The organism is Pseudonocardia benzenivorans CB1190 (assembly GCF_000196675.2).
GTDB lineage: Bacteria > Actinomycetota > Actinomycetes > Mycobacteriales > Pseudonocardiaceae > Pseudonocardia > Pseudonocardia benzenivorans.
Window position 1 is genome coordinate 1,775,280 of record NC_015312.1, and the last position, 18,038, is coordinate 1,793,317.

Genomic DNA, 18,038 nt, shown 5'->3' on the forward strand with positions numbered 1-18,038 from the left:
TGCTCAGCCCTCCTGCGGGGCGGCCTGCGCCGAGCCCTGGGGCCCGCCGGGCTGCCACAGCACGTCGCCACCCGGGTTGGCGACCCGGCCGAGGATGAACAACAGGTCCGAGAGCCGGTTGAGGTAGCGCGCCGTGAGCGGGTTGGTCCGCTCGGCGTCGGCCTCCAGCAGCGCCCACACCGACCGCTCGGCGCGGCGCGTCACCGTGCGGGCGGCGTGCAGGTACGCCGCGCCCGGGGTACCGCCGGGCAGGATGAACGACGCGAGCTTGGGCAGGCCCTCGTTGAACTCGTCGCACCAGCCCTCGAGGCGCTCGACGTAGGCGTCGGTCACCCGCAGCGGCGGGTACTCCGGGTTCTCGACGATCGGCGCGCAGAGGTCGGCCCCGACGTCGAACAGGTCGTTCTGGATCTGGCGCAGCGGCACCAGGACGCGCTCGGCGAGCCCGCCGACGGTGACGGCGACACCGATCGCGGCGTTGGCCTCGTCGGTGTCGGCGTAGGCCGCGAGCCTCGGGTCGGTCTTGCGCACCCGGCTGAAGTCGCCGAGCGCGGTCGTCCCGTCGTCGCCGGTGCGGGTGTAGATCCTGGTCAGGTGCACGGCCATGGGACGACGGTAGCCGTCGGGCCCCGCGCGCCGCGCGCTACACCCCCTCCCGGGCGCGACACGCCCCGGGGTGGGCACCGGGCCGGGCGTCGCGGAACGCTAGCGTCGTTGCCCGTGGTGGAGCATTTCGCGGTCCGCGGAGGCGCCCGTCTCGACGGCGCCGTCGACGTCGTCGGTGCGAAGAACAGCGTGCTCAAGCTGATGGCGGCGGCGCTGCTGGCCGAGGGCACCACGACGCTCACCAACTGTCCGGAGATCCTCGACGTCCCGCTGATGGCCGACGTGCTGCGCAGCCTGGGCTGCACGGTCGTCGTCGACGGCTCGACGGTCACCATCGAGGTCCCCGCGGAGCCCGGCGCGGCCGCCGACTACCGCTCGGTGTCCCGGCTGCGGGCGTCGGTCTGCGTGCTGGGCCCGCTGGTGGCCCGCTGCCGGCGTGCGGTGGTGCCGCTGCCCGGTGGCGACGCGATCGGCTCCCGGCCGCTCGACATGCACGCCTCTGGGCTGCGCAAGCTCGGCGCGACGACCGAGATCGAGCACGGTCGCGTCGTCGCCCAGGCCGACGAGCTGCGCGGGGCCCAGATCTGGCTCGACTTCCCGAGCGTCGGGGCCACCGAGAACATCCTCATGGCGTCGGTCCTGGCCGAGGGCACGACGATCATCGACAACGCCGCGCGCGAACCGGAGATCGTCGACCTCTGCACGATGCTGCAGCGGATGGGCGCGAAGATCGACGGCGCCGGCTCCTCGACACTGACCGTCCACGGCGTCACCAGCCTCACCCCGACCGAGCACCGGGTCATCGGCGACCGGATCGTCGGGGCCACCTGGGCGTTCGCCGCGACGATGACCGGCGGCCGCGTCGACGTCCGCGGGGTCGACCCGCGGCACCTGGAGCTGGTGCTCGACAAGCTGCGCTCGGCCGGCGCGGAGACCGAGCTCGCGGCCGACGGCTTCACGATCGCGATGGACGGCCGCCCCACGGCCGTCGACTTCGTGACGCTGCCCTACCCGGGCTTCGCCACCGACCTGCAGCCGATGGCGATCGCCCTGTCGGCCGTCGCCGAGGGCACGTCGATGATCACGGAGAACGTGTTCGAGGCCCGCTTCCGGTTCGTCGAGGAGATGGTCCGGCTCGGCGCCGACGCCCGCACCGACGGCCACCACGCCGTCGTGCGGGGGGTGCCGCGGCTGTCGAGCGCGCCGGTGTGGGCCAGCGACATCCGCGCGGGCGCGGGCCTGGTCCTCGCGGGCCTGTGCGCCGACGGCGAGACCGTCGTCTGGGACGTCGAGCACATCGACCGCGGCTATCCGCGGTTCGTCGAGAACCTCGCCGGGCTGGGTGCGGACATCTCCCGGGTGACGGTCGACGCCGAGCGCTGACCCGCTCCCGCGGGTAGCGGGGGAGGACCGCGCCCGGCGTGGGCTACGCCGGTCGGCGCAGTCCCGGTCGCGGGCCGGCTCGTGACGTGTCACGGTCCCGGGGACCGGCGCGGGCCCGGTCGGACGGGGGAGAACGCATGTCCGACGCCGTGGGCACCGTGGGCGGGACGGAGGACGCCGCGCGCGAGGCCGGCCGGGGGGCCCGGATCGTGGTGCGCGTCGGGATCCTGGCCTACGGCCTGACGCACCTGCTCCTGGCGTGGCTGGTGCTGCGGGTGGCCTTCGGCGACCGCGGTAGCCGGGCCGACCAGTCCGGCGCGTTCCAGGCGATCGCGCAGACCACGGCGGGTCGGGTGCTGCTGTGGGTGCTCGCGCTGGGGTTCGTCGCCGTCGCGCTGTGGCGGGTCGGGGAGGCACTCGGGCGGGCCGGCGGCCGGGTGAAGGACGCGCGCGGGCGGCTCGAGAGCGCGGGCATGGCGGTGGTCTTCGCCGCGCTGACGGTGCTGGCCGTGCGGACGGCGGTGAGCGGCTCGGGTGGCGAGGGCAGCCAGGCGGCGGCCGCGGGCCTGCTCGGGATCCCGGGCGGGCAGTGGATCGTCGGGGCCGTCGGCGTCGGCATCGTCGTCGTGGCGGGGTTCATCACGGTCAACGGCTTCCGCTGCACCTTCACCGACGACATGAGCCTGCCCGTCGACCCGCGGGCCAGGGCCGTCGCGGTGCGCACCGGACAGCTCGGGAAGGTGGCGAAGGGCCTGGTCACCGTCCTCGTCGGGGTGCTGGTCGTGGTCGCGGCGGTCCAGTTCGAGCCGCAGCGGGCCAACGGCCTGGACGCGGCGCTGAAGACCCTGGCCGCGCAGCCGTTCGGGGTGGTCCTGCTGGTGGCGACCGCGGTGGGGCTCGTCGCGTTCGGCGTGTTCTGCGCGTTCGACGCGCGCTACCACCGGGTGTGACGGCTCACCGATCGGTTTCCCGCGCAGTTGCGTACTATTTCGCTCACAACGCCGTGATGGAGGTGTCCGGTGCCGTACCCGAGCGACAACGAGCGTGATCGCCCCTGGGTGATCCGCACCTACGCCGGACACTCGTCGGCGGAGAAGTCCAACGCGCTGTACCGCCGGAACCTGGCCAAGGGCCAGACGGGTCTGTCCGTCGCCTTCGACCTGCCCACCCAGACCGGCTACGACCCCGACGACGAGCTCGCGAAGGGCGAGGTCGGCAAGGTGGGGGTCCCGGTGAGCCACATCGGCGACATGCGCACCCTCTTCGACGGCATCCCGATGGCCGAGGCGAACACCTCGATGACCATCAACGCGCCCGCGATGTGGCTGCTCGCCCTCTACGTCGCGGTCGCCGACGAGCACGAGGCCCCGCGTGCCACGCTCGCCGGCACCACACAGAACGACATCGTCAAGGAGTACCTCTCGCGCGGGACGTACGTGTTCCCGCCCGCGCCGAGCATGCGGCTGATCGCCGACACCATCGCGTGGTCGGTCGCCAACATCCCCAAATGGAACCCGATCAACATCTGCAGCTACCACCTGCAGGAGGCGGGGGCGACGCCCGCGCAGGAGCTCGCGTTCTCGCTGTCGACGGCCATCGCCGTGCTCGACGCGGTGCGCGACTCCGGGCAGGTCCCGGCCGAGAAGTTCGGCGACGTCGTCGGCCGCATCTCGTTCTTCGTCAACGCGGGGCTGCGCTTCGTCGAGGAGATGTGCAAACTCCGGGCGCTCGGCCGGCTGTGGGACGAGATCACGCTGGAGCGCTACGGCGTCGAGAACCCCAAGCACCGGCGGCTGCGCTACGGCGTCCAGGTCAACTCGCTGGGACTCACCGAGGCCCAGCCGGAGAACAACGTCCAGCGGATCGTGCTGGAGATGCTCGCGGTGACGCTCTCGCGCGACGCGCGCGCCCGCGCCGTCCAGCTGCCCGCGTGGAACGAGGCGCTCGGCCTGCCGCGCCCGTGGGACCAGCAGTGGGCACTGCGCATGCAGCAGGTGCTGGCCTACGAGACAGACCTGCTCGAGTACGAGGACATCTTCGACGGCAGCCGCGTCGTCGAGGCGAAGGTCGCCGAGCTGATCGAGGGTGCCCGCGCCGAGATCGACCGGGTCGCCGAGATGGGGGGAGCGGTCGCCGCCGTCGAGAACGGCTACATGAAGGGCGAGCTCGTCCGGTCGCTGGCCGAGCGGCGCAGGCGCATCGAGTCCGGCGAGGACGTCGTCGTCGGCGTCAACCGGTTCGACACGACCGAACCCAGCCCGCTGCAGGCCGAGGGCGCCGCGGCGATCGAGACCGTCGACCCGGCCACGGAGGCCGCCGCGGTCGAGGCGGTCCGCGACTGGCGCCGGCAGCGCGACCAGGCCGCGGTGGAGGAGGCGCTCGCCGCGTTGCGGGACACCGCGAAGACCGACGCCAACCTGATGGACGCGTCCATCGCCTGCGCCAAGGCCGGCGTGACCACCGGCGAGTGGGCCGGCGCCCTGCGCGCCGTGTTCGGCGAGTACCGGGCGCCGACCGGGGTGTCGGCGGCCGTCGCGTCCGGGGAGGCCGCCACGGAGCTCGGCGAGGTCCGCGCGCGCGTCCAGCAGACCGGCGAGGAGCTGGGCGAGCGGCTGCGCATGCTGGTCGGCAAGCCGGGGCTCGACGGGCACTCCAACGGTGCCGAGCAGGTGGCGGTGCGGGCGCGCGACGTCGGGTTCGAGGTCGTCTACCAGGGCATCCGGCTGACGCCGTCGGAGATCGTGGCGGCCGCGGTCCAGGAGGGCGTGCACGTCGTCGGGCTGTCGGTGCTGTCGGGGTCGCACCTGGAGGTCGTGCCCGCGGTGGTCGACGGGCTGCGCGCCGCCGGTGCCGACGACGTCCCCGTCGTCGTCGGGGGGATCATCCCCGAGGGCGACGCGAAAGCCCTGCGGGACAAGGGGGTCGCCGCCGTCTTCACGCCGAAGGACTTCAAGCTCACCGCGATGATGGACGCGATCGTGACGCTGGTGCGGCAGGCCCACGGCCTGTGACCGGCGATGGTCGCCAGGGCGACCACCGCCGCTCACGACTCGTCGTCGATCTTCTCCTCGCCCCGGCGCCGGAAGAACGCGAAGCCGGGGATGCCGAGGATGGCCTGCCGGACCTCCTTGAGGACGTCGAGCAGTTCGTGGACGTCGGGTCCGACGCGGTCGAGCGTGGCGAGGATCGGCATGATGTCCTCCTCGAGGTGCTCGGTGAGCTGGGGCAGGTGGTCGACCAGCCGGATCGCCGCACGCACCTCCTCCTCGCTGAGCTGGTCGACGAACGTCCGCGCGATCGGCGCCGCGCGCCGCGACACGGGAACCCACGTCTCGAGCAGCACCTTCGCCTCGTCCGACGTCGACGCCGCCGACCCGACGACCTCGTCCGCGCGCCGGGCGACCGCCGCGGCGCCGTCGACGATCGTGCCGGCCTGCTGCGTGATCCCCTGTGCCGCGCCGACCACCGTCGCCGCGTCGGTCGCCACCGACCCGGCGGTCCGCACGAGGGTCTCGGCGTGGGTCGCCACGCCCGACGCCGACTCGACCAGCTTCTCCGCCGACGCGAGCACCGTGGTCGTGCGGGCCACGGCACCCTCGACCTCGCGGAGCACGATGTCGACGCGGGCGACCGCCTCGTCGGCGCGCCCCAGCGTCCCGTCGACCCGGCTCAGCAGCCCGTCGACTCGGTCGGCCAGGCCCGCGATGCGTCCGACGAGCTCGTCGGCGCCGTCGAGCAGCCGGGACGCCCGTTCGGGGAGGCCACCCGCGAGCTCGACGGCCTCCTCGGTCCACCCCGCCAGCGCCCGGGCGCCCGCGACGACGTCGGACGGTCCGGGGAGCGGGAGTCCCGCGATGCGCATGACCATGAACGCATCATGTCGCATCACGGGCCGGAGCAGCGGCTGATCGATGACACACTCCGCTCGTCGAGTACCCCCTCTGCGCTCGTGCATGGCCTCCGAACGGGTGAAGAATCCGATGATTCGTGCGGAGCCGTATCGGTCCGGTAACGGCCATCGCCTCATCCGGTGCGCATCGCGATCAGCCCCTACGTTCGGAATCCGGCGGTGCGGGCACCGGCGGGGTGCCCTGTGTCGACGACAGATGCGAGCGAGCCCGAGGAGTCGAGGATGACCGGCCAGACGTGGAGCAGGCGGGAGTTCTTCCGGAGGAGTGCCGTCGCCGGTGCGGTCGTGCTGGGCGGACCGGCACTGATCTCGGCGTGCACCAGCACCAGTCAGAGCGGCGGCGGTGACACGCTGGCCAACGCGCGCAGCGCAGGCACGATCAAGATCGGGATTGCGGGCGAGGAGCCCTACGGCTTCACCGACACCAGCGGGAAGGTCACGGGCGAGGCCCCCGAGGTTGCGCGTGCGGTGCTCAAGGCGATCGGGATCGCCGACGTCAACGCCCAGCAGGTCAGCTTCGACCAGCTGATCCCGGCCCTGAACGCCAACCAGTACGACATGGTGTGCGCGGGCATGAACATCACGGCGGCCCGCTGCCAGCAGGCGACGTTCTCCATCCCCGACTACTCGGCGAAGACCGCGTTCCTGGTGCCCAAGGGCAACCCCCAGGGGATCGCCACGTTCCAGGACATCGCCTCGAAGAACCTGCAGCTCGCCGTGCTGAGCGCGGCCGTCGAGCAGGGCTACGCCAAGGACGCCGGGGTGCCCGACAGCAACGTGGCGGCCTTCCCCGACCAGAACGCGCTGCTGCAGGCGGTCACCGCCGGCCGGGCGGCCGCGGCGGCGCTCACCGACATCTCGCTGAAGTGGCTGGCGAGCAAGAACCCCCAGGCCGACGTGGAGGTCACCCCGGGCTTCGATCCCGTGCAGAACGGCCAGCCCGTCGTCTCCGCGGGCGGGTTCGTGTTCCGCAAGGCCGACACGACACTCGTCGACGCGTTCAACGGCGCCCTCGGCACGCTCCACCAGAACGGGCAGTGGGTGCAGATCGCCGAGCCGTTCGGGTTCACGAAGGACAACCTCCCGGCAGCCGACCTGACGACCCAGAAGCTCTGCGCCGCCTGAGTCCGGCGGACGTCGGTGGAGAACTTCGGAACGTTCCTGTCGGTCCTGTCGCAGGGGCTGCCGGAGACGCTGATTGCGACGATCGGCGGCATCGTGCTCACGATCGTGCTGTCGTTCGGCGCCGGCCTTGCGCTGCTGTCGCCCTCGCGCACCGTGCGCGTGATCGCACGCGTCTACGTCGAGGGACTGCGCGGCACGTCGGAGGTCGTCCAGCTGTTCTGGATCTACTTCGCGCTGCCCGTGCTCGTCGGGTTCCAGCTCGTTCCGATCTGGGCCGGCATCCTGGTCCTCGGCCTCAACCACGGGGCGTACGGGGCCGAGATCGTGCGCGGCGCCGTCCAGTCGGTGCCGCGTGCGCAGGTCGAGGGCGCGATCGCGCTGAGCCTGTCGCCCGCGCAGCGGATGCGGCGGGTGATCCTGCCGCAGGCCGTCGTCGAGATGATCCCGCCGTTCAACAACCTGTTCATCCAGCTGCTCAAGAGCACGGCGCTGCTCTCGTTCGTGTCGGTCAACGAGATCACCCGGCAGGCGCAGCAGGTACTCGTGCCGCGGTTCAACGCGCAGGCGTTCCAGATCTTCCTGCTCCTGCTCGTGATGTACCTGATCCTCGCACTGGTGATCACGGCGGTCATGCGGACGCTGGAGCGGCTGGCCGCGGCCCGGGTCGGGCGCAGGCCGTCGGTGCGGGCGCGCCAGCAGGCCGCGACGGGAGCGGGGGTCGCATGACGCCGCTGTGGGACTGGAACTTCGCGGGCGAGATCATCCCGGCGCTGCTCAACGGCCTGCGGGTCACGCTGATCGCCACCGTCCTGGGCTCGATCATCGCGTTCGCGCTCGGCCTCGTGCTGGCCGTGCTCGGGCGGGGACCGCGGCCGGTGCGGATCGTCGTGCGGGCGATCGTGGAGTTCGTCCGCAGCACCCCCCTGCTGGTGCAGGTCTACTTCCTGTTCTTCGTGCTCCCGGCCTTCGGCGTCGTGCTGAGCGCCCTCACGGTCGGCATCCTGGCGCTGGGCGTGCACTACGCGACCTACACCTCCGAGGTCTACCGCGCCGGCATCGACGCGGTGCCGCGCGGGCAGTGGGAGGCCGCGACCGCGCTGAGCCTGCCGACCACACGTGTCTGGACGGGGGTCGTGCTGCCGCAGGCGATCCCGAGGGTGCTGCCCGCGTTGGGCAACTACGTCATCTCGATGTTCAAGGAGACCCCGCTGCTGATCGGCATCGGTGTGCTCGACATCGTCGGGCAGGCGCGGGAGGTCGGCGGGCAGTCGTTCCGCTACGTCGAGGCCTACACGCTGGCGGGTCTGCTGTTCCTGCTGCTGAGCTACCCGGCGTCGATGGCCGTCCGTAGATTGGAGCGTCGCCGTGCCGTCCGCTGACCTGCCCTCCGGGGAGCCGATGATCGTCTTCGACGGCGTCGAGAAGCGCTTCGGGGACAACGTAGTGCTCTCCGAGCTGAACTTCACCGTCGCGCCGGGGGAGCACGTCTGCCTGATCGGGCCGTCGGGCTCGGGCAAGACCACGATCCTGCGGCTGCTCATGACGCTGGAGAAGGTCGACCGCGGCTCGATCTCCGTCGGCGGGAAGTCGTTGTCGCACATGGAAAAGGGCGGGAAGCTCGTGCCCGCCGACGACAAGCACTGCCGTGAGGTGCGCAAACACATCGGGATGGTGTTCCAGCAGTTCAACCTTTTCCCCAACATGACGGTGCGCGGAAACCTGATCGAGGCGCCCACCCGCGTACTGGGGCTGTCGAAGGAGGAGGCGACCGCCCGCGCGCAGGAGCTGCTCGACCTCGTCGGCCTCGGCGACCGGATGGACGCCCACCCCACCCAGCTCTCCGGCGGGCAGCAGCGCGTCGCGATCGCCCGGGCGCTGGCCATGCGCCCCGACGTCCTCCTCCTCGACGAGGTGACCTCCGCGCTCGACCCCGAGCTCGTCGCGGGGGTGCTGAAGTTGCTGCGCGACATCGGGTCCACCACCGACATCACGTTCCTGTGCGTGACCCACGAGATGGGCTTCGCCCGCGACTTCTCCGACCGCGTGATGATGTTCGACGGCGGCCGCGTCATCGAGGACGCCGCCCCGGAGAAGCTGTTCACCGAGCCGGGACACGAGCGGACGCAGGCGTTCCTGCAGGCGGTGGTGGAGCGGTAGCGCGCGCGGTCAGACCGCGCCCGCGCACAGGGCCGCCGTCGTCACGTCCGCGGGCGGCAGGTTCGCGGCGGTGAACCCGAACGGCGACGCCACGCGCAGCCAGTCGCCGGAGGCCTGCGCCGCGGCGAGGGCGTCGTCGAACGCGGCGACGAGGTCGGCGTCCTCGCGCCGGAAGGCGAATCCCCCCGCGGGCACGACCTCCCGGCCCGCGATCGTGACCCGGAACCCCGGCGTCACCTCCAACCGGAGCCCGGGGTTGCGGCGCAGCGCGTCGAGCAGCGAGATGCGGGTGAGCGCCCCGGCGTCGACGTGCTGGTCGGCGACCGCGGCCACCAGTGAGCTCTGCCCGTCGTAGGTGGTGACCGCGTGGTCGGGAACCCCGGAGGCCCGCGCCCAGGCCTGCTCCGCGGACCCCGCCAGGACGCCGAGGCGGACCCGGGTGCGGACGACGTCGGCGAACGAGCGCAGCCCCGCGGGATTGCCGCGGCGGACCAGGAACGCCGGGCGGACGACGAAGTCGGGACGCGAGAACGCGACCCGCGCGCACCTCTCCGGGCTGATGGTCAGCCCCGCGGTGACGAGGTCCGCATCCCCGGCGACGAGCGTGTCGATCAGCTTGTCGAACGGCACCTGGACGGCCTCGATCCCGTCGACGCCGACCGCTCGCAACACCAGCCGGGCGACCTCCGGGCCTTCGCCGGTGACGCGGCCCGCGGCGTCGGAGAAGCCGTAGGGTTGCTCGCCCGCGATCGCGACGCGCGCGACGCCCGACTCGCGGATCCGTCGCAGCGTGGTCGCGCCGGACCGGTCGCAGGCGGCCGCAAGGGCGCAGGCCCCCGCGGCGCCGAGGGCCACCAGCAGCCGGCGTCGGGTCAGCATCGCGGGCGACCCTAGGCGACTCCCGCGTCCTCCGCCCGCTCCGGCTGCGGTCTGCGCGGGTGTCGTGCGGGACCGGGGTCGTGAGCGGCGATGGTCGCTATGGCGACTGTCGCCGCTCACAGGCGGCGGGGCCCGGGCTAGTCGGACCAGACCGGGTGACGCTTCTCCAGGAACGCGGCCATGCCCTCCTTCGCCCCTGCCGACTGCGACATCGACGCCATGACCTCCACGGCGATCCCGTACGCGTCGGACTCCGGGCGGTCGAGCTGGCTGTAGAGCGTCTGCTTGCCGACGCCCTTGCCGAACCGGCTACCCCGGGTGGCGCGGGCGAGCAGGTCGTCGACCCGGGCGTCGAGCTCCGCATCGGGCACCGCGTAGTTGACCAGGCCCCACTCTGCGGCGGTGGTGGCGTCGACGACGTCGCCGGTCAGCGCCATCTCCATCAGCCTCTTGCGTCCGACGTTGCGGGCCACCGGGACCGCCGGCGTGTGGCAGAACCAGCCGCCCTTGCCGCCGGGCAGGGCGAAGCCCGCGGACTCGGCGGCGACGGCGAGATCGCAGGTGGCGACGAGTTGGCAGCCCGCGGCCGTGGCCAGCGCGTGCACCCGGGCGACCACGACCTGCGGCACCGACTCGATCGTCCGCATCAGGCGCGTGCACAGTTGCAGCAGGTCACGGACGCCGCCGAGGTCGCGGGCCGCGACGTCGGCGAAGTCGTGCCCGGCGGAGAAGACCTTGCCCTCGGCGCCCAGCACGATGCCCGTCGCGTCGGAGGCCCCCGCCTCCTCGAACGCGCGCAGCAGCTCGCGCAGGTGCGGCTCGGACAGGGCGTTGCGCCGCTCGGGCCGGTTCATGGTGATGCGCACGGTGTCGCCGTCGTGCTTGACGAGCAGGTACTCGTAGTCCGCCATACAGGGACGGTACGTGGTTGCGGGGGGTCCGATCCAGCCCTACGGTGACCGTATGACCGGAAGCGCGAATCCAGTCACCGAGTCAGACGGTCGGCTCGAGCGGGTGCTCGACGCCGCTGCCGACCTGCTCGTGCGCTGGGGGTACCAGCGGGTCACGGTCGAGGACGTCGCGCGGCACGCCCGGATCGGCAAGGGCACCGTCTACCTGCACTTCCGCTCCAAGGACGCGCTGTTCCTGACGGTCCTGCTGCGCAGCCACCACCACGTGGTGTCGCGGATGGCCGACCGGATGGCCGCCGACCCGGCGGAGGTGCTGCCCAGCAGGATGACGGCAGCGGTGTACCTGGACCTCGTCGCCGATCCGGTGGTGCGGCCGCTGTACCTGGGCGACCCGGAGGTGCTCGGCAGGCTCGCCCACGAGGCGGCGGACTCGCTGGGCGCGCTGAGCGCGACACGCGACGCGGCGGCCCGGCGGCTGTTCGGGCTGCTGCGCGAGGCCGGGGCGCTGCGCACCGACCTCTCGCTCGACGAGCAGCAGTACCTCCTGCAGGCCGTCGCGTCCGGGTTCCTGTTCGTCGACTCGCTGCCCGCGTCCGACGCCCCGGCCGACCACGGCCGGCGGGCCGCGCTGATCGCCCACACGATCGCCGCCGCGATCGAGGAGCCGGGCGCCGAGGCCAGGGCCGCGGGAGTCGCACCGCAGGCGGTCGCGATGTTCCGCGGGCTCGCCGCCGAGATGGACCAGGAATGGAGACGGCGCGTCCGGTGAGGCCGGGGCGCCGAACAGTCGGGGAACAAGTGGGGGAACCATGAGCGTCGACCTGACGGCCACGGAGTTCGTGACCGACCCGTACACCGCCTACGGGCGCATCCGCGAGGAGGCACCCGTCCTGCGCGGGACCTTCTACGGCGGGGCGCCGATCTGGATCGTCACCCGCTACGACGACGTCCGCGCCGTTCTCGGCGACGGGACGCGCTTCGTGAACGACCCGGCGTCGGTGCCGGGCAACGACACGAACGACGTGCGGCGCGTCGCCATGGAACGCATCGGCATCCCGCCCGACCTCATGCACTACCTGACCGACAGCATCATCAGCGCGGACGGCGCTCACCACACGCGGCTGCGCAAGCTGGTCTCGCGCGCGTTCACCGTCCGCCGGGTCGCGCAGCTGCGCCCGCGCGTCGAGGAGCTCACCGCCGGGCTGCTCGATCGGCTGGCCGCGCTCGGCGCCGGCGGCCGGCCCGTCGACCTCGTCGAGGAGTTCGCCTACCCGCTGCCGATCACCGTCATCTGCGAGCTCGTCGGCATTCCGGAGGCCGATCGGGCGTCGTGGCACGTCTGGAGCCGCGACCTGGCGACCATGGACCGCGACCGCATCCCGACCGCGCTGCGCGACATGGTCGGCAACATCATCGGGCTGATCGCGCACCGCCGCGCCGAACCTGCCGACGATCTGCTCACCGCACTCGTGCGTGCCCACGACGAGGACGGCGACCGGCTCTCCGACAGCGAGCTGGTGACGATGGTCCTGTCGCTGGTCATCGCCGGGCACGAGACGACGGCGCACCTGATCTCCAACGCGGTCGTCGCGTTGCTGACCCGGCCCGACCAGCTCGCCGCCCTGCGCGCCGACCCGGGTCTGTGGCCGAACGCGGTCGCCGAGCTGCTGCGGCGCATCGGTCCGGTGCAGTTCGCCTCGACGCGCTACGCGCTGGCCGACACCGAGCTGGGCGGCGCGCAGATCCGGGCGGGCGACGGCGTGCAGCCCGCGCTGGTGGCCGCCAACTCCGACCCGCGGGAGTTCACCGACCCCGAGCGGCTCGACGTCGCCCGCCGCACCGCCGAGCGCGGGGAGGGCCACGTCGGGTTCGGGTACGGGCCGCACTACTGCCTGGGCGCGGCGCTGGCGCGCCAGGAGGGGGAGGTCGCGCTGCGCGCGCTCGTCGAACGCTTCCCCGACCTGGCGCTGGCCGTCGACCCGGCCGAGCTCGTCTGGCAGCCGGTCCCGGGGATGCGCAGGCTCGAGACCGTCCCGATCCGGGTCGGCTGAGGTTTCCGGCCCCGAGCGGGGCTGCCCCGCCCTGCCACCCCGGAGGGCCTCGGCCGGTGACCCGGCCCGCGCCCCGCGGCCGAAGCGCGGCGCAGGGGTCCGGCGCCGCGACCCGGGCGCAACCCCACTGTCGCGATCCGGCCGAGGGAGGACCGTGAGGTTGCGCGCTCGCCGTCGGGCGCAACCTCACGGTCGCGTTTCGGCTGCCGGACGGCGGTGAGGTTGCGCGCGTCGTCGGGCGCAACGTCACGGTCGCGGTCCGCGCGCGGGGGACCGGACATCGGGCGCGCGGGGGCACGCAGACCTCAACGGGCGCAACGGTTTTGCTGCCGTCGCCGATCCGGGCGGGCTAGGCTCGCGACGTGGCCGACGATCTCGCGACGTCCTTCGGGTCCATCGCCCGTGAGTACGACCGGTTGCGGCCCGCCCCGCCGGCAGCGGCGATCGCGTGGGTCGTCCCGGCCGGGTGCACCGTCGCGGTCGACCTCGCGGCGGGGACGGGGCTGTTCACCCGCGCGCTGGCGGCGGCGGTGCCGGAGGTCGTGGGCGTCGAACCCGACGCGCGGATGCGGGAGGTGTTCCTCGAGCGCTCGCCGGGGCTGCGCGCGCTGGAGGGCACGGGGGAGGCGATCCCGCTGCCGGACGCGAGCGCGGACCTGGTGACGGTCTCCTCGGCCTGGCACTGGATGGACGCCGACCGGGCGCTCCCCGAGATCGCCCGCGTCCTGCGGCCGGGCGGCCGGTTCGCGGTGGCGCGCACCGGACGGGACCGCCACGTCGGGTGGACGCAGGAGCTGCAGCGGTTGCGGCGGTCCGTCGAGCGTCGTCGGCCCCGGTCCCACGAGGTCGTCCTCCCGGAGGGCACGCCGTTCGGGCCGCCGGAGTACGCGGAGTTCACGACGGTGCGGCGGATGCCCGTCGACGACGTGCTCGCCTCGCTCGCCACCTACAGCGGCGCCATCACCGCCGATCCCGACGACCGTGCCGCCTGGCTGGCGGCGGCGCGCGGGGTCCTCGAACGGCACTTCCCGGGCGCCGCGGAGATCGACGTCCCACTGCGCTCGGAGATCACCCGCACCGACCTGCGCGCTCAGTAGGACTTCGGCAGCCCCAGCGCGTGCTGCGCGACGTGGTTGAGCACCATCTCCCGGCTCACCGGCGCGATCCGCGCCGCACGCACCGCCCCGATCAGCGCGCCGACGCCGTACTCCAGCGACATCCCGTTGCCGCCGTGGGCCTGCACCGCCGCGTCGACGGCCTTGATCGCGGCCTCCGCCGCGGCGTACTTCGCGATGTTGGCGGCGTCGCCGGCGCCGCGGTCGCCCGCGTCGTAGAGGAACGCGGCGCGGGTGGTGGCCATCCTCGCCAGCTCGACGTCGATGTGGGCGGCGGCCAGCGGGTGCGCGATGGCCTGGTGCGCGCCGATGGGGGTGCCCCACACGTCGCGGTCCTTCGCGTAGGCCACGCCGCGACCCAGGGCGTAGCGGGCGAGCCCGTTGGAGTAGGCGGCGACGGTGATGCGCTCGGGGTTCAGCCCCGCGAACAGCGCCGACAGGCCCGCCTCCTCGCCCCCGACCAGAGCGTCGGCGGGCAGGGGTGCGTCGTCGAAGAACAGCGTGAACTGGCGCTCGGGGCTGACGATCGCCATGTCGATGGGCTGGTAGCTGACGCCCGGGGTGTCGCGGGGCACGACGAACATCGCGGGGCGCAGCGTCCCGGACGCGGCGTCCTCCATCCGCGCGACGACGAGCGTCGCATCGGTCTCGTCGACGCCGGAGATGTAGTACTTGTGCCCGGACAGGCGCCAGCCGCCGTCGGGGTCGCGGCGCGCGGTGGTGGTGATGCGGTGGGAGTTGGAGCCGGCGTCGGGCTCGGTGATCGCGAACGACATCCGCAGCGAGCCGTCGGCGAAACCGGGCAGCCAGCGCTCCTTCTGGGCGGGCGTGCCGCTGGTGGCGATGACGGTCGCGACGATCGCAGGGGACACGACGATCAGCAGCAGCGGGCAGCCGGCCGTCGCGATCTCCTCGGCGACGATCGCGAGCTCGACCATCCCCGCACCGCCCCCGCCGTACTCCGGCGGCACCGCGACGCCCAGGTAGCCGGCCTTGCCCGCCTCGGCCCACAGCTCGGTCGTCTTCTCACCTGACTTCGCCTTGGCGAGGAAGTACTCGCTGCCGAAGCGGCCGGCCAGCGCCGCCACGGACTCCCGCAGCAGCTGCTGCTCGTCGGTCTCACGCAGGTCCACGTCGTCCCCCGTTCGCGGCCCGGTCGCGGAGCATCAGCAACGCGTACGCGGCCAGAGTCTGGGCGTCGGCGACGACGCCCTCGCCGATCATGGCCTCGAACTCCGCCGGGGTGAACCACTCGGCGCGCATGTCGGCCTCGGTCGCCTCCCGGCGCGCCTCGCCCTGCGTCAGCTCCGTCGCGAGGTAGACGTGTCCGCGCTGGCTCGACATCCCCGGGGCGACGTCGATCGTCCCCAGCAGTTCCATCCGCCCGGCGACCAGGCCGGTCTCCTCGACGAGCTCCTGTACGGCCAGGTCGTCCGGGTGCGGGGTCGCGCGGTCGGGCGCGGTGCCGGCGGGGAACTCCCAGCGCCGCGCGCCGACGGGGTAGCGGAACTGTTCGACCAGGTGCAGCCTGCCCGCGTCGTCGCGCGGGACGACCAGCGCGTAGGTCGGTTTGTCGATGACGCCGTACACGCCGGCGCTGCCGTCGGGACGACGGATGGCGTCCTCGCGGACGGTCATCCAGCTGTTCGCGTACACCTGCCGAGTGCTCACCTGCTCCACGCACCCGAGTCTGCCGCGATGATGGCGCGGTGCGCGCGTCCCGGTTGATCGCCATGCTGTTCGTCCTGCAACGGCGGCGGTCGGCCACCGCCGCGGAGCTCGCCGCCGAGCTGGCGGTCTCCGAGCGCACGATCTACCGCGACGTGGCCGCCCTGGTCGAGGCCGGCGTGCCGCTGTGGACCGAGGGCGGGCACGGCGGCGGCATCAGGCTCGTCGAGGGCTGGCGGACCCGGCTCGACGGGCTGACCGCGCAGGAGGCCGCGGCCGTGCTAGCCCCGCAGCTGCTCTCCGCGCTGGGGATGGGTTCCGCGCTGCTCGCCGCCCAGTCGAAGGTGCTCGCGACGCTGCCTCCCGACCTCGGCGAACATGCCCGGCGGATCGCCGAGCGGGTCCATCTCGACGCCCCCGGATGGTTCCAGGACCCGGGCGACCCGCCGCACCTCGCGACGCTCGCCCGTGCCGTCTGGTCGGAGCAGCGGGTGCGGATCGGCTATCGGCGCGGGTTCGGCGACGACGCCTCGACGGTCGAGCGCGTCGTCGAGCCGCTGGGGCTCGTCCTCAAGGCAGGGGTCTGGTACCTCGTCGCGGGTGTCGGGGGCGACGTCCGCACCTATCGCGCGGCGAAGGTGGTGACCGTGGACCCGACGGGGGAGTCGTTCACCCGTCCCGCGGAGTTCGACCTCCCCGGCTGGTGGGCCGAGTCCGCGGCCCGCTTCGCCGCGTCGATGCTGCGCGAGACGGTCCGCCTCCGGCTCACCCCGCGCGGGCTCAGGGCGTTGCCGCACGTCACCGACGCCGACGCGGCCACCGCCGCCGTCGCCACGGCGGGCCCGCCCGACGAGGAGGGACGCCGCGAGGTGACGCTGGAGGTCGAGTCGGTGGAGGTCGCCGCCGGTCAGCTCGTCGCGCTCGCGGGTGAGGTGGAGGCACTGGAACCGGGCCTGCGAGCCCTGCTCGCCGCCCACGGTCGGCGGCTGCAGGAGAACAACGCCTGAGCGCCCTCACTCACGGGTCATGCGGCCGGGGCCGGGAGCGTGACCGGGCGGCCCGCGGCCATCACGTGCAGCGGGCTCAGCAGGACCGCCGGATCGGCCAGCGGATCGCCCGCGACGGCCAGCAGATCGGCGTCGTACCCGGGGGCGACCCGGCCCTTGCGTTCGCCCAGCCCGCACACGGTCGCGGCGACCGACGTCCCCGCGGTCAGCGCCTGCAGGGGCGTCAGCCCCAGCTCGACGAGGTGCAGCAGCCCGCGCGGCAGGACTCCGTGCGGCTTGATCGGGGCGATCCCGGCGTCGGTCCCCGCGACGACGAGTGCGCCGGACGCGCAGATCCGGGCCACCATGGCCAGGATGTCGGGCATGTGGCGCAGCAGCTCCGGCGGCGGCGCCAGCCCGGGCACCGGCTCCATCCCGACCGTCAGCCCGATCGCGATCCGGCGCGCCACCAGCTGCGCCATCAGCCCGTCGTCGGGGCGGCAACCGTCCGCGGTCATGAACGTGCAGTGCTCGATGCCGTCGACCCCGGCGGCGACGGCGTCGTGGATCGCGGTGACGGCGTGCGCGTGCGCGGTGACCGGCAGCCCGTGCCGGTGCGCCTCGTCGACGAGTGCGGCCAGCACCTCGGGCGGGAACTGCGTGGCGTCCCAGCTGGTCCCGGGCGTCATCTGGCCGCCGGAAGCCATCACCTTGATGACGTCGACACCCCGCTCGGCGTGCTCGCGCACCGCCGCCCGGACCCCGTCGACACCGCTGGTCACCCCACCCAGGAAGTGGCAGTGCCCGCCGGGCGAGGTGATCGGTGGGCCGGCCGCGACGATCGTCGGCAGCGGCAGGTCGCGCTCGCGCAGCTCCAGCGTCAGGTAGTCGCGGTCGCCCAGGTCGCGCACGGTCGTGACACCGGCACGCAGCTGTGCGGCCCCGGCCGCGGCCATCTGCTCGAGCACCTCGGCGGGCTCGCGGGCGGCGAGCGTGGCGACCGGGTCGAGGCCCGCGTCGAACCCGAGGTGCACGTGCGTGTCGACGAGCCCGGGCAGCAGCGTCGCGCCCGGCAGGTCGACGAGCTCGGCATCCGGCGGCGGTGCCTCCCCGCCGCCGGTCTCGACGCTCACGATCCGCCCGTCCTCGACGACGACGAGCGGCTGCGTTGCGGTGGCGACGCCGTCGAACAGTGCGGCGGCGCGGACGGCGTATCGGCTGGTCATGGGCATGATTGGTAGTCGGGG

Annotated in this window: 18 protein-coding genes; 11 read left to right on the forward strand and 7 right to left on the reverse strand. The window is 73.4% G+C overall.

The window, feature by feature from the left end; all coding sequences use genetic code 11:
• Positions 1-3 precede the first annotated feature (3 nt).
• Positions 4-606 (reverse strand): cob(I)yrinic acid a,c-diamide adenosyltransferase, encoded by a 603-nt coding sequence (locus PSED_RS08585; protein ID WP_013673855.1) that lies wholly within the window; start codon positions 604-606, stop codon positions 4-6.
• A gap of 114 nt (positions 607-720) precedes the next feature.
• On the opposite strand from PSED_RS08585, the gene murA reads away from it, so the two are divergent.
• From murA to PSED_RS08600, 3 genes are all read left to right on the forward strand, one after another.
• A complete protein-coding gene (gene murA / locus PSED_RS08590; protein WP_013673856.1) occupies positions 721-1,989 on the forward strand; it encodes a UDP-N-acetylglucosamine 1-carboxyvinyltransferase in 1,269 nt (422 codons plus the stop codon).
• 137 nt (positions 1,990-2,126) lie between these two features.
• Positions 2,127-2,939, forward strand: coding sequence for a DUF1206 domain-containing protein (locus tag PSED_RS08595; RefSeq protein ID WP_013673857.1), 813 nt, complete (start codon positions 2,127-2,129; stop codon positions 2,937-2,939).
• A 69-nt stretch (positions 2,940-3,008) separates the two neighbouring features.
• Entirely contained in the window at positions 3,009-5,000 is a 1,992-nt protein-coding gene (locus PSED_RS08600) for a protein meaA (protein WP_013673858.1), read from the forward strand.
• 32 nt (positions 5,001-5,032) lie between these two features.
• Here the strand turns inward: PSED_RS08600 and PSED_RS08605 are convergent, their stop codons facing one another.
• Complete coding sequence (locus tag PSED_RS08605; RefSeq protein ID WP_013673859.1) at positions 5,033-5,857, reverse strand: ribulose bisphosphate carboxylase large chain; 825 nt, start codon at positions 5,855-5,857, stop codon at positions 5,033-5,035.
• A gap of 264 nt (positions 5,858-6,121) precedes the next feature.
• Between PSED_RS08605 and ehuB the strand changes: the two genes are divergently transcribed.
• From ehuB to ehuA, 4 genes are read left to right on the forward strand one after another with little or no spacing between them, the layout of a single operon-like run.
• Positions 6,122-7,024, forward strand: a complete 903-nt coding sequence (gene ehuB, locus PSED_RS08610; RefSeq protein WP_013673860.1) for an ectoine/hydroxyectoine ABC transporter substrate-binding protein EhuB — start codon at positions 6,122-6,124, stop codon at positions 7,022-7,024.
• A 15-nt stretch (positions 7,025-7,039) separates the two neighbouring features.
• Positions 7,040-7,750, forward strand: a complete 711-nt coding sequence (gene ehuC, locus PSED_RS08615) for an ectoine/hydroxyectoine ABC transporter permease subunit EhuC (RefSeq protein ID WP_013673861.1) — start codon at positions 7,040-7,042, stop codon at positions 7,748-7,750.
• Positions 7,747-8,403: an ectoine/hydroxyectoine ABC transporter permease subunit EhuD gene (gene ehuD, locus PSED_RS08620; RefSeq protein WP_013673862.1), complete on the forward strand. Its 657-nt coding sequence runs from the start codon at positions 7,747-7,749 to the stop codon at positions 8,401-8,403. Before ehuC ends, ehuD begins: the two co-directional genes overlap by 4 nt.
• 19 nt (positions 8,404-8,422) lie before the next feature.
• On the forward strand, positions 8,423-9,181 hold the full coding sequence (ehuA, locus tag PSED_RS08625) for an ectoine/hydroxyectoine ABC transporter ATP-binding protein EhuA (RefSeq protein ID WP_041760756.1): 759 nt from the start codon (positions 8,423-8,425) through the stop codon (positions 9,179-9,181).
• A 9-nt stretch (positions 9,182-9,190) separates the two neighbouring features.
• On the opposite strand, the gene PSED_RS08630 is transcribed toward ehuA, so the two are convergent.
• Complete coding sequence (locus tag PSED_RS08630; RefSeq protein WP_013673864.1) at positions 9,191-10,060, reverse strand: transporter substrate-binding domain-containing protein; 870 nt, start codon at positions 10,058-10,060, stop codon at positions 9,191-9,193.
• 137 nt (positions 10,061-10,197) lie between these two features.
• Positions 10,198-10,971: an enoyl-CoA hydratase-related protein gene (locus tag PSED_RS08635; RefSeq protein WP_013673865.1), complete on the reverse strand. Its 774-nt coding sequence runs from the start codon at positions 10,969-10,971 to the stop codon at positions 10,198-10,200.
• Positions 10,972-11,023: 52 nt separating this feature from the next.
• On the opposite strand from PSED_RS08635, the gene PSED_RS08640 reads away from it, so the two are divergent.
• The 3 genes from PSED_RS08640 to PSED_RS08650 all read left to right on the forward strand — a co-directional run bounded on the left by PSED_RS08640 (position 11,024) and on the right by PSED_RS08650 (position 14,119).
• The gene (locus tag PSED_RS08640; RefSeq protein WP_041759415.1) at positions 11,024-11,740 is read left to right on the forward strand and encodes a TetR/AcrR family transcriptional regulator; all 717 of its coding nucleotides are present in this window, start codon (positions 11,024-11,026) and stop codon (positions 11,738-11,740) included.
• A gap of 40 nt (positions 11,741-11,780) precedes the next feature.
• On the forward strand, positions 11,781-13,022 hold the full coding sequence (locus PSED_RS08645; protein ID WP_013673867.1) for a cytochrome P450 family protein: 1,242 nt from the start codon (positions 11,781-11,783) through the stop codon (positions 13,020-13,022).
• Positions 13,023-13,384: 362 nt separating this feature from the next.
• Positions 13,385-14,119, forward strand: coding sequence for a class I SAM-dependent methyltransferase (locus PSED_RS08650; protein WP_013673868.1), 735 nt, complete (start codon positions 13,385-13,387; stop codon positions 14,117-14,119).
• Here PSED_RS08650 and PSED_RS08655 read toward each other — a convergent pair.
• Together PSED_RS08655 and PSED_RS08660 are read right to left on the reverse strand one after the other, a co-directional pair.
• Positions 14,113-15,270 carry an acyl-CoA dehydrogenase family protein gene (locus PSED_RS08655; protein WP_013673869.1) on the reverse strand — a complete coding sequence of 386 codons (1,158 nt, stop codon included), beginning with the start codon at positions 15,268-15,270 and terminating at the stop codon, positions 14,113-14,115. The genes PSED_RS08650 and PSED_RS08655 overlap by 7 nt on opposite strands.
• A complete protein-coding gene (locus PSED_RS08660) occupies positions 15,257-15,817 on the reverse strand; it encodes an NUDIX domain-containing protein (protein WP_013673870.1) in 561 nt (186 codons plus the stop codon). Before PSED_RS08660 ends, PSED_RS08655 begins: the two co-directional genes overlap by 14 nt.
• 29 nt (positions 15,818-15,846) lie before the next feature.
• On the opposite strand from PSED_RS08660, the gene PSED_RS08665 reads away from it, so the two are divergent.
• Positions 15,847-16,812, forward strand: a complete 966-nt coding sequence (locus PSED_RS08665) for a helix-turn-helix transcriptional regulator (protein WP_013673871.1) — start codon at positions 15,847-15,849, stop codon at positions 16,810-16,812.
• Between the two features lie 17 nt (positions 16,813-16,829).
• Here PSED_RS08665 and PSED_RS08670 read toward each other — a convergent pair whose 3' ends face one another.
• Complete coding sequence (locus PSED_RS08670) at positions 16,830-18,017, reverse strand: amidohydrolase family protein (RefSeq protein WP_041759416.1); 1,188 nt, start codon at positions 18,015-18,017, stop codon at positions 16,830-16,832.
• Positions 18,018-18,038: the final 21 nt, after the last annotated feature.

Coding starts and splice junctions, on each gene's coding strand:
- PSED_RS08585 (WP_013673855.1), bottom strand. CDS start 606: ATGGCCGTGCACCTGACCAGGATCTACACCCGCACCGGCGACGACGGG.
- PSED_RS08595 (WP_013673857.1), top strand. CDS start 2,127: ATGTCCGACGCCGTGGGCACCGTGGGCGGGACGGAGGACGCCGCGCGC.
- PSED_RS08605 (WP_013673859.1), bottom strand. CDS start 5,857: ATGGTCATGCGCATCGCGGGACTCCCGCTCCCCGGACCGTCCGACGTC.
- ehuB (WP_013673860.1), top strand. CDS start 6,122: ATGACCGGCCAGACGTGGAGCAGGCGGGAGTTCTTCCGGAGGAGTGCC.
- ehuD (WP_013673862.1), top strand. CDS start 7,747: ATGACGCCGCTGTGGGACTGGAACTTCGCGGGCGAGATCATCCCGGCG.
- ehuA (WP_041760756.1), top strand. CDS start 8,423: ATGATCGTCTTCGACGGCGTCGAGAAGCGCTTCGGGGACAACGTAGTG.
- PSED_RS08630 (WP_013673864.1), bottom strand. CDS start 10,060: ATGCTGACCCGACGCCGGCTGCTGGTGGCCCTCGGCGCCGCGGGGGCC.
- PSED_RS08635 (WP_013673865.1), bottom strand. CDS start 10,971: ATGGCGGACTACGAGTACCTGCTCGTCAAGCACGACGGCGACACCGTG.
- PSED_RS08640 (WP_041759415.1), top strand. CDS start 11,024: ATGACCGGAAGCGCGAATCCAGTCACCGAGTCAGACGGTCGGCTCGAG.
- PSED_RS08645 (WP_013673867.1), top strand. CDS start 11,781: ATGAGCGTCGACCTGACGGCCACGGAGTTCGTGACCGACCCGTACACC.
- PSED_RS08670 (WP_041759416.1), bottom strand. CDS start 18,017: ATGACCAGCCGATACGCCGTCCGCGCCGCCGCACTGTTCGACGGCGTC.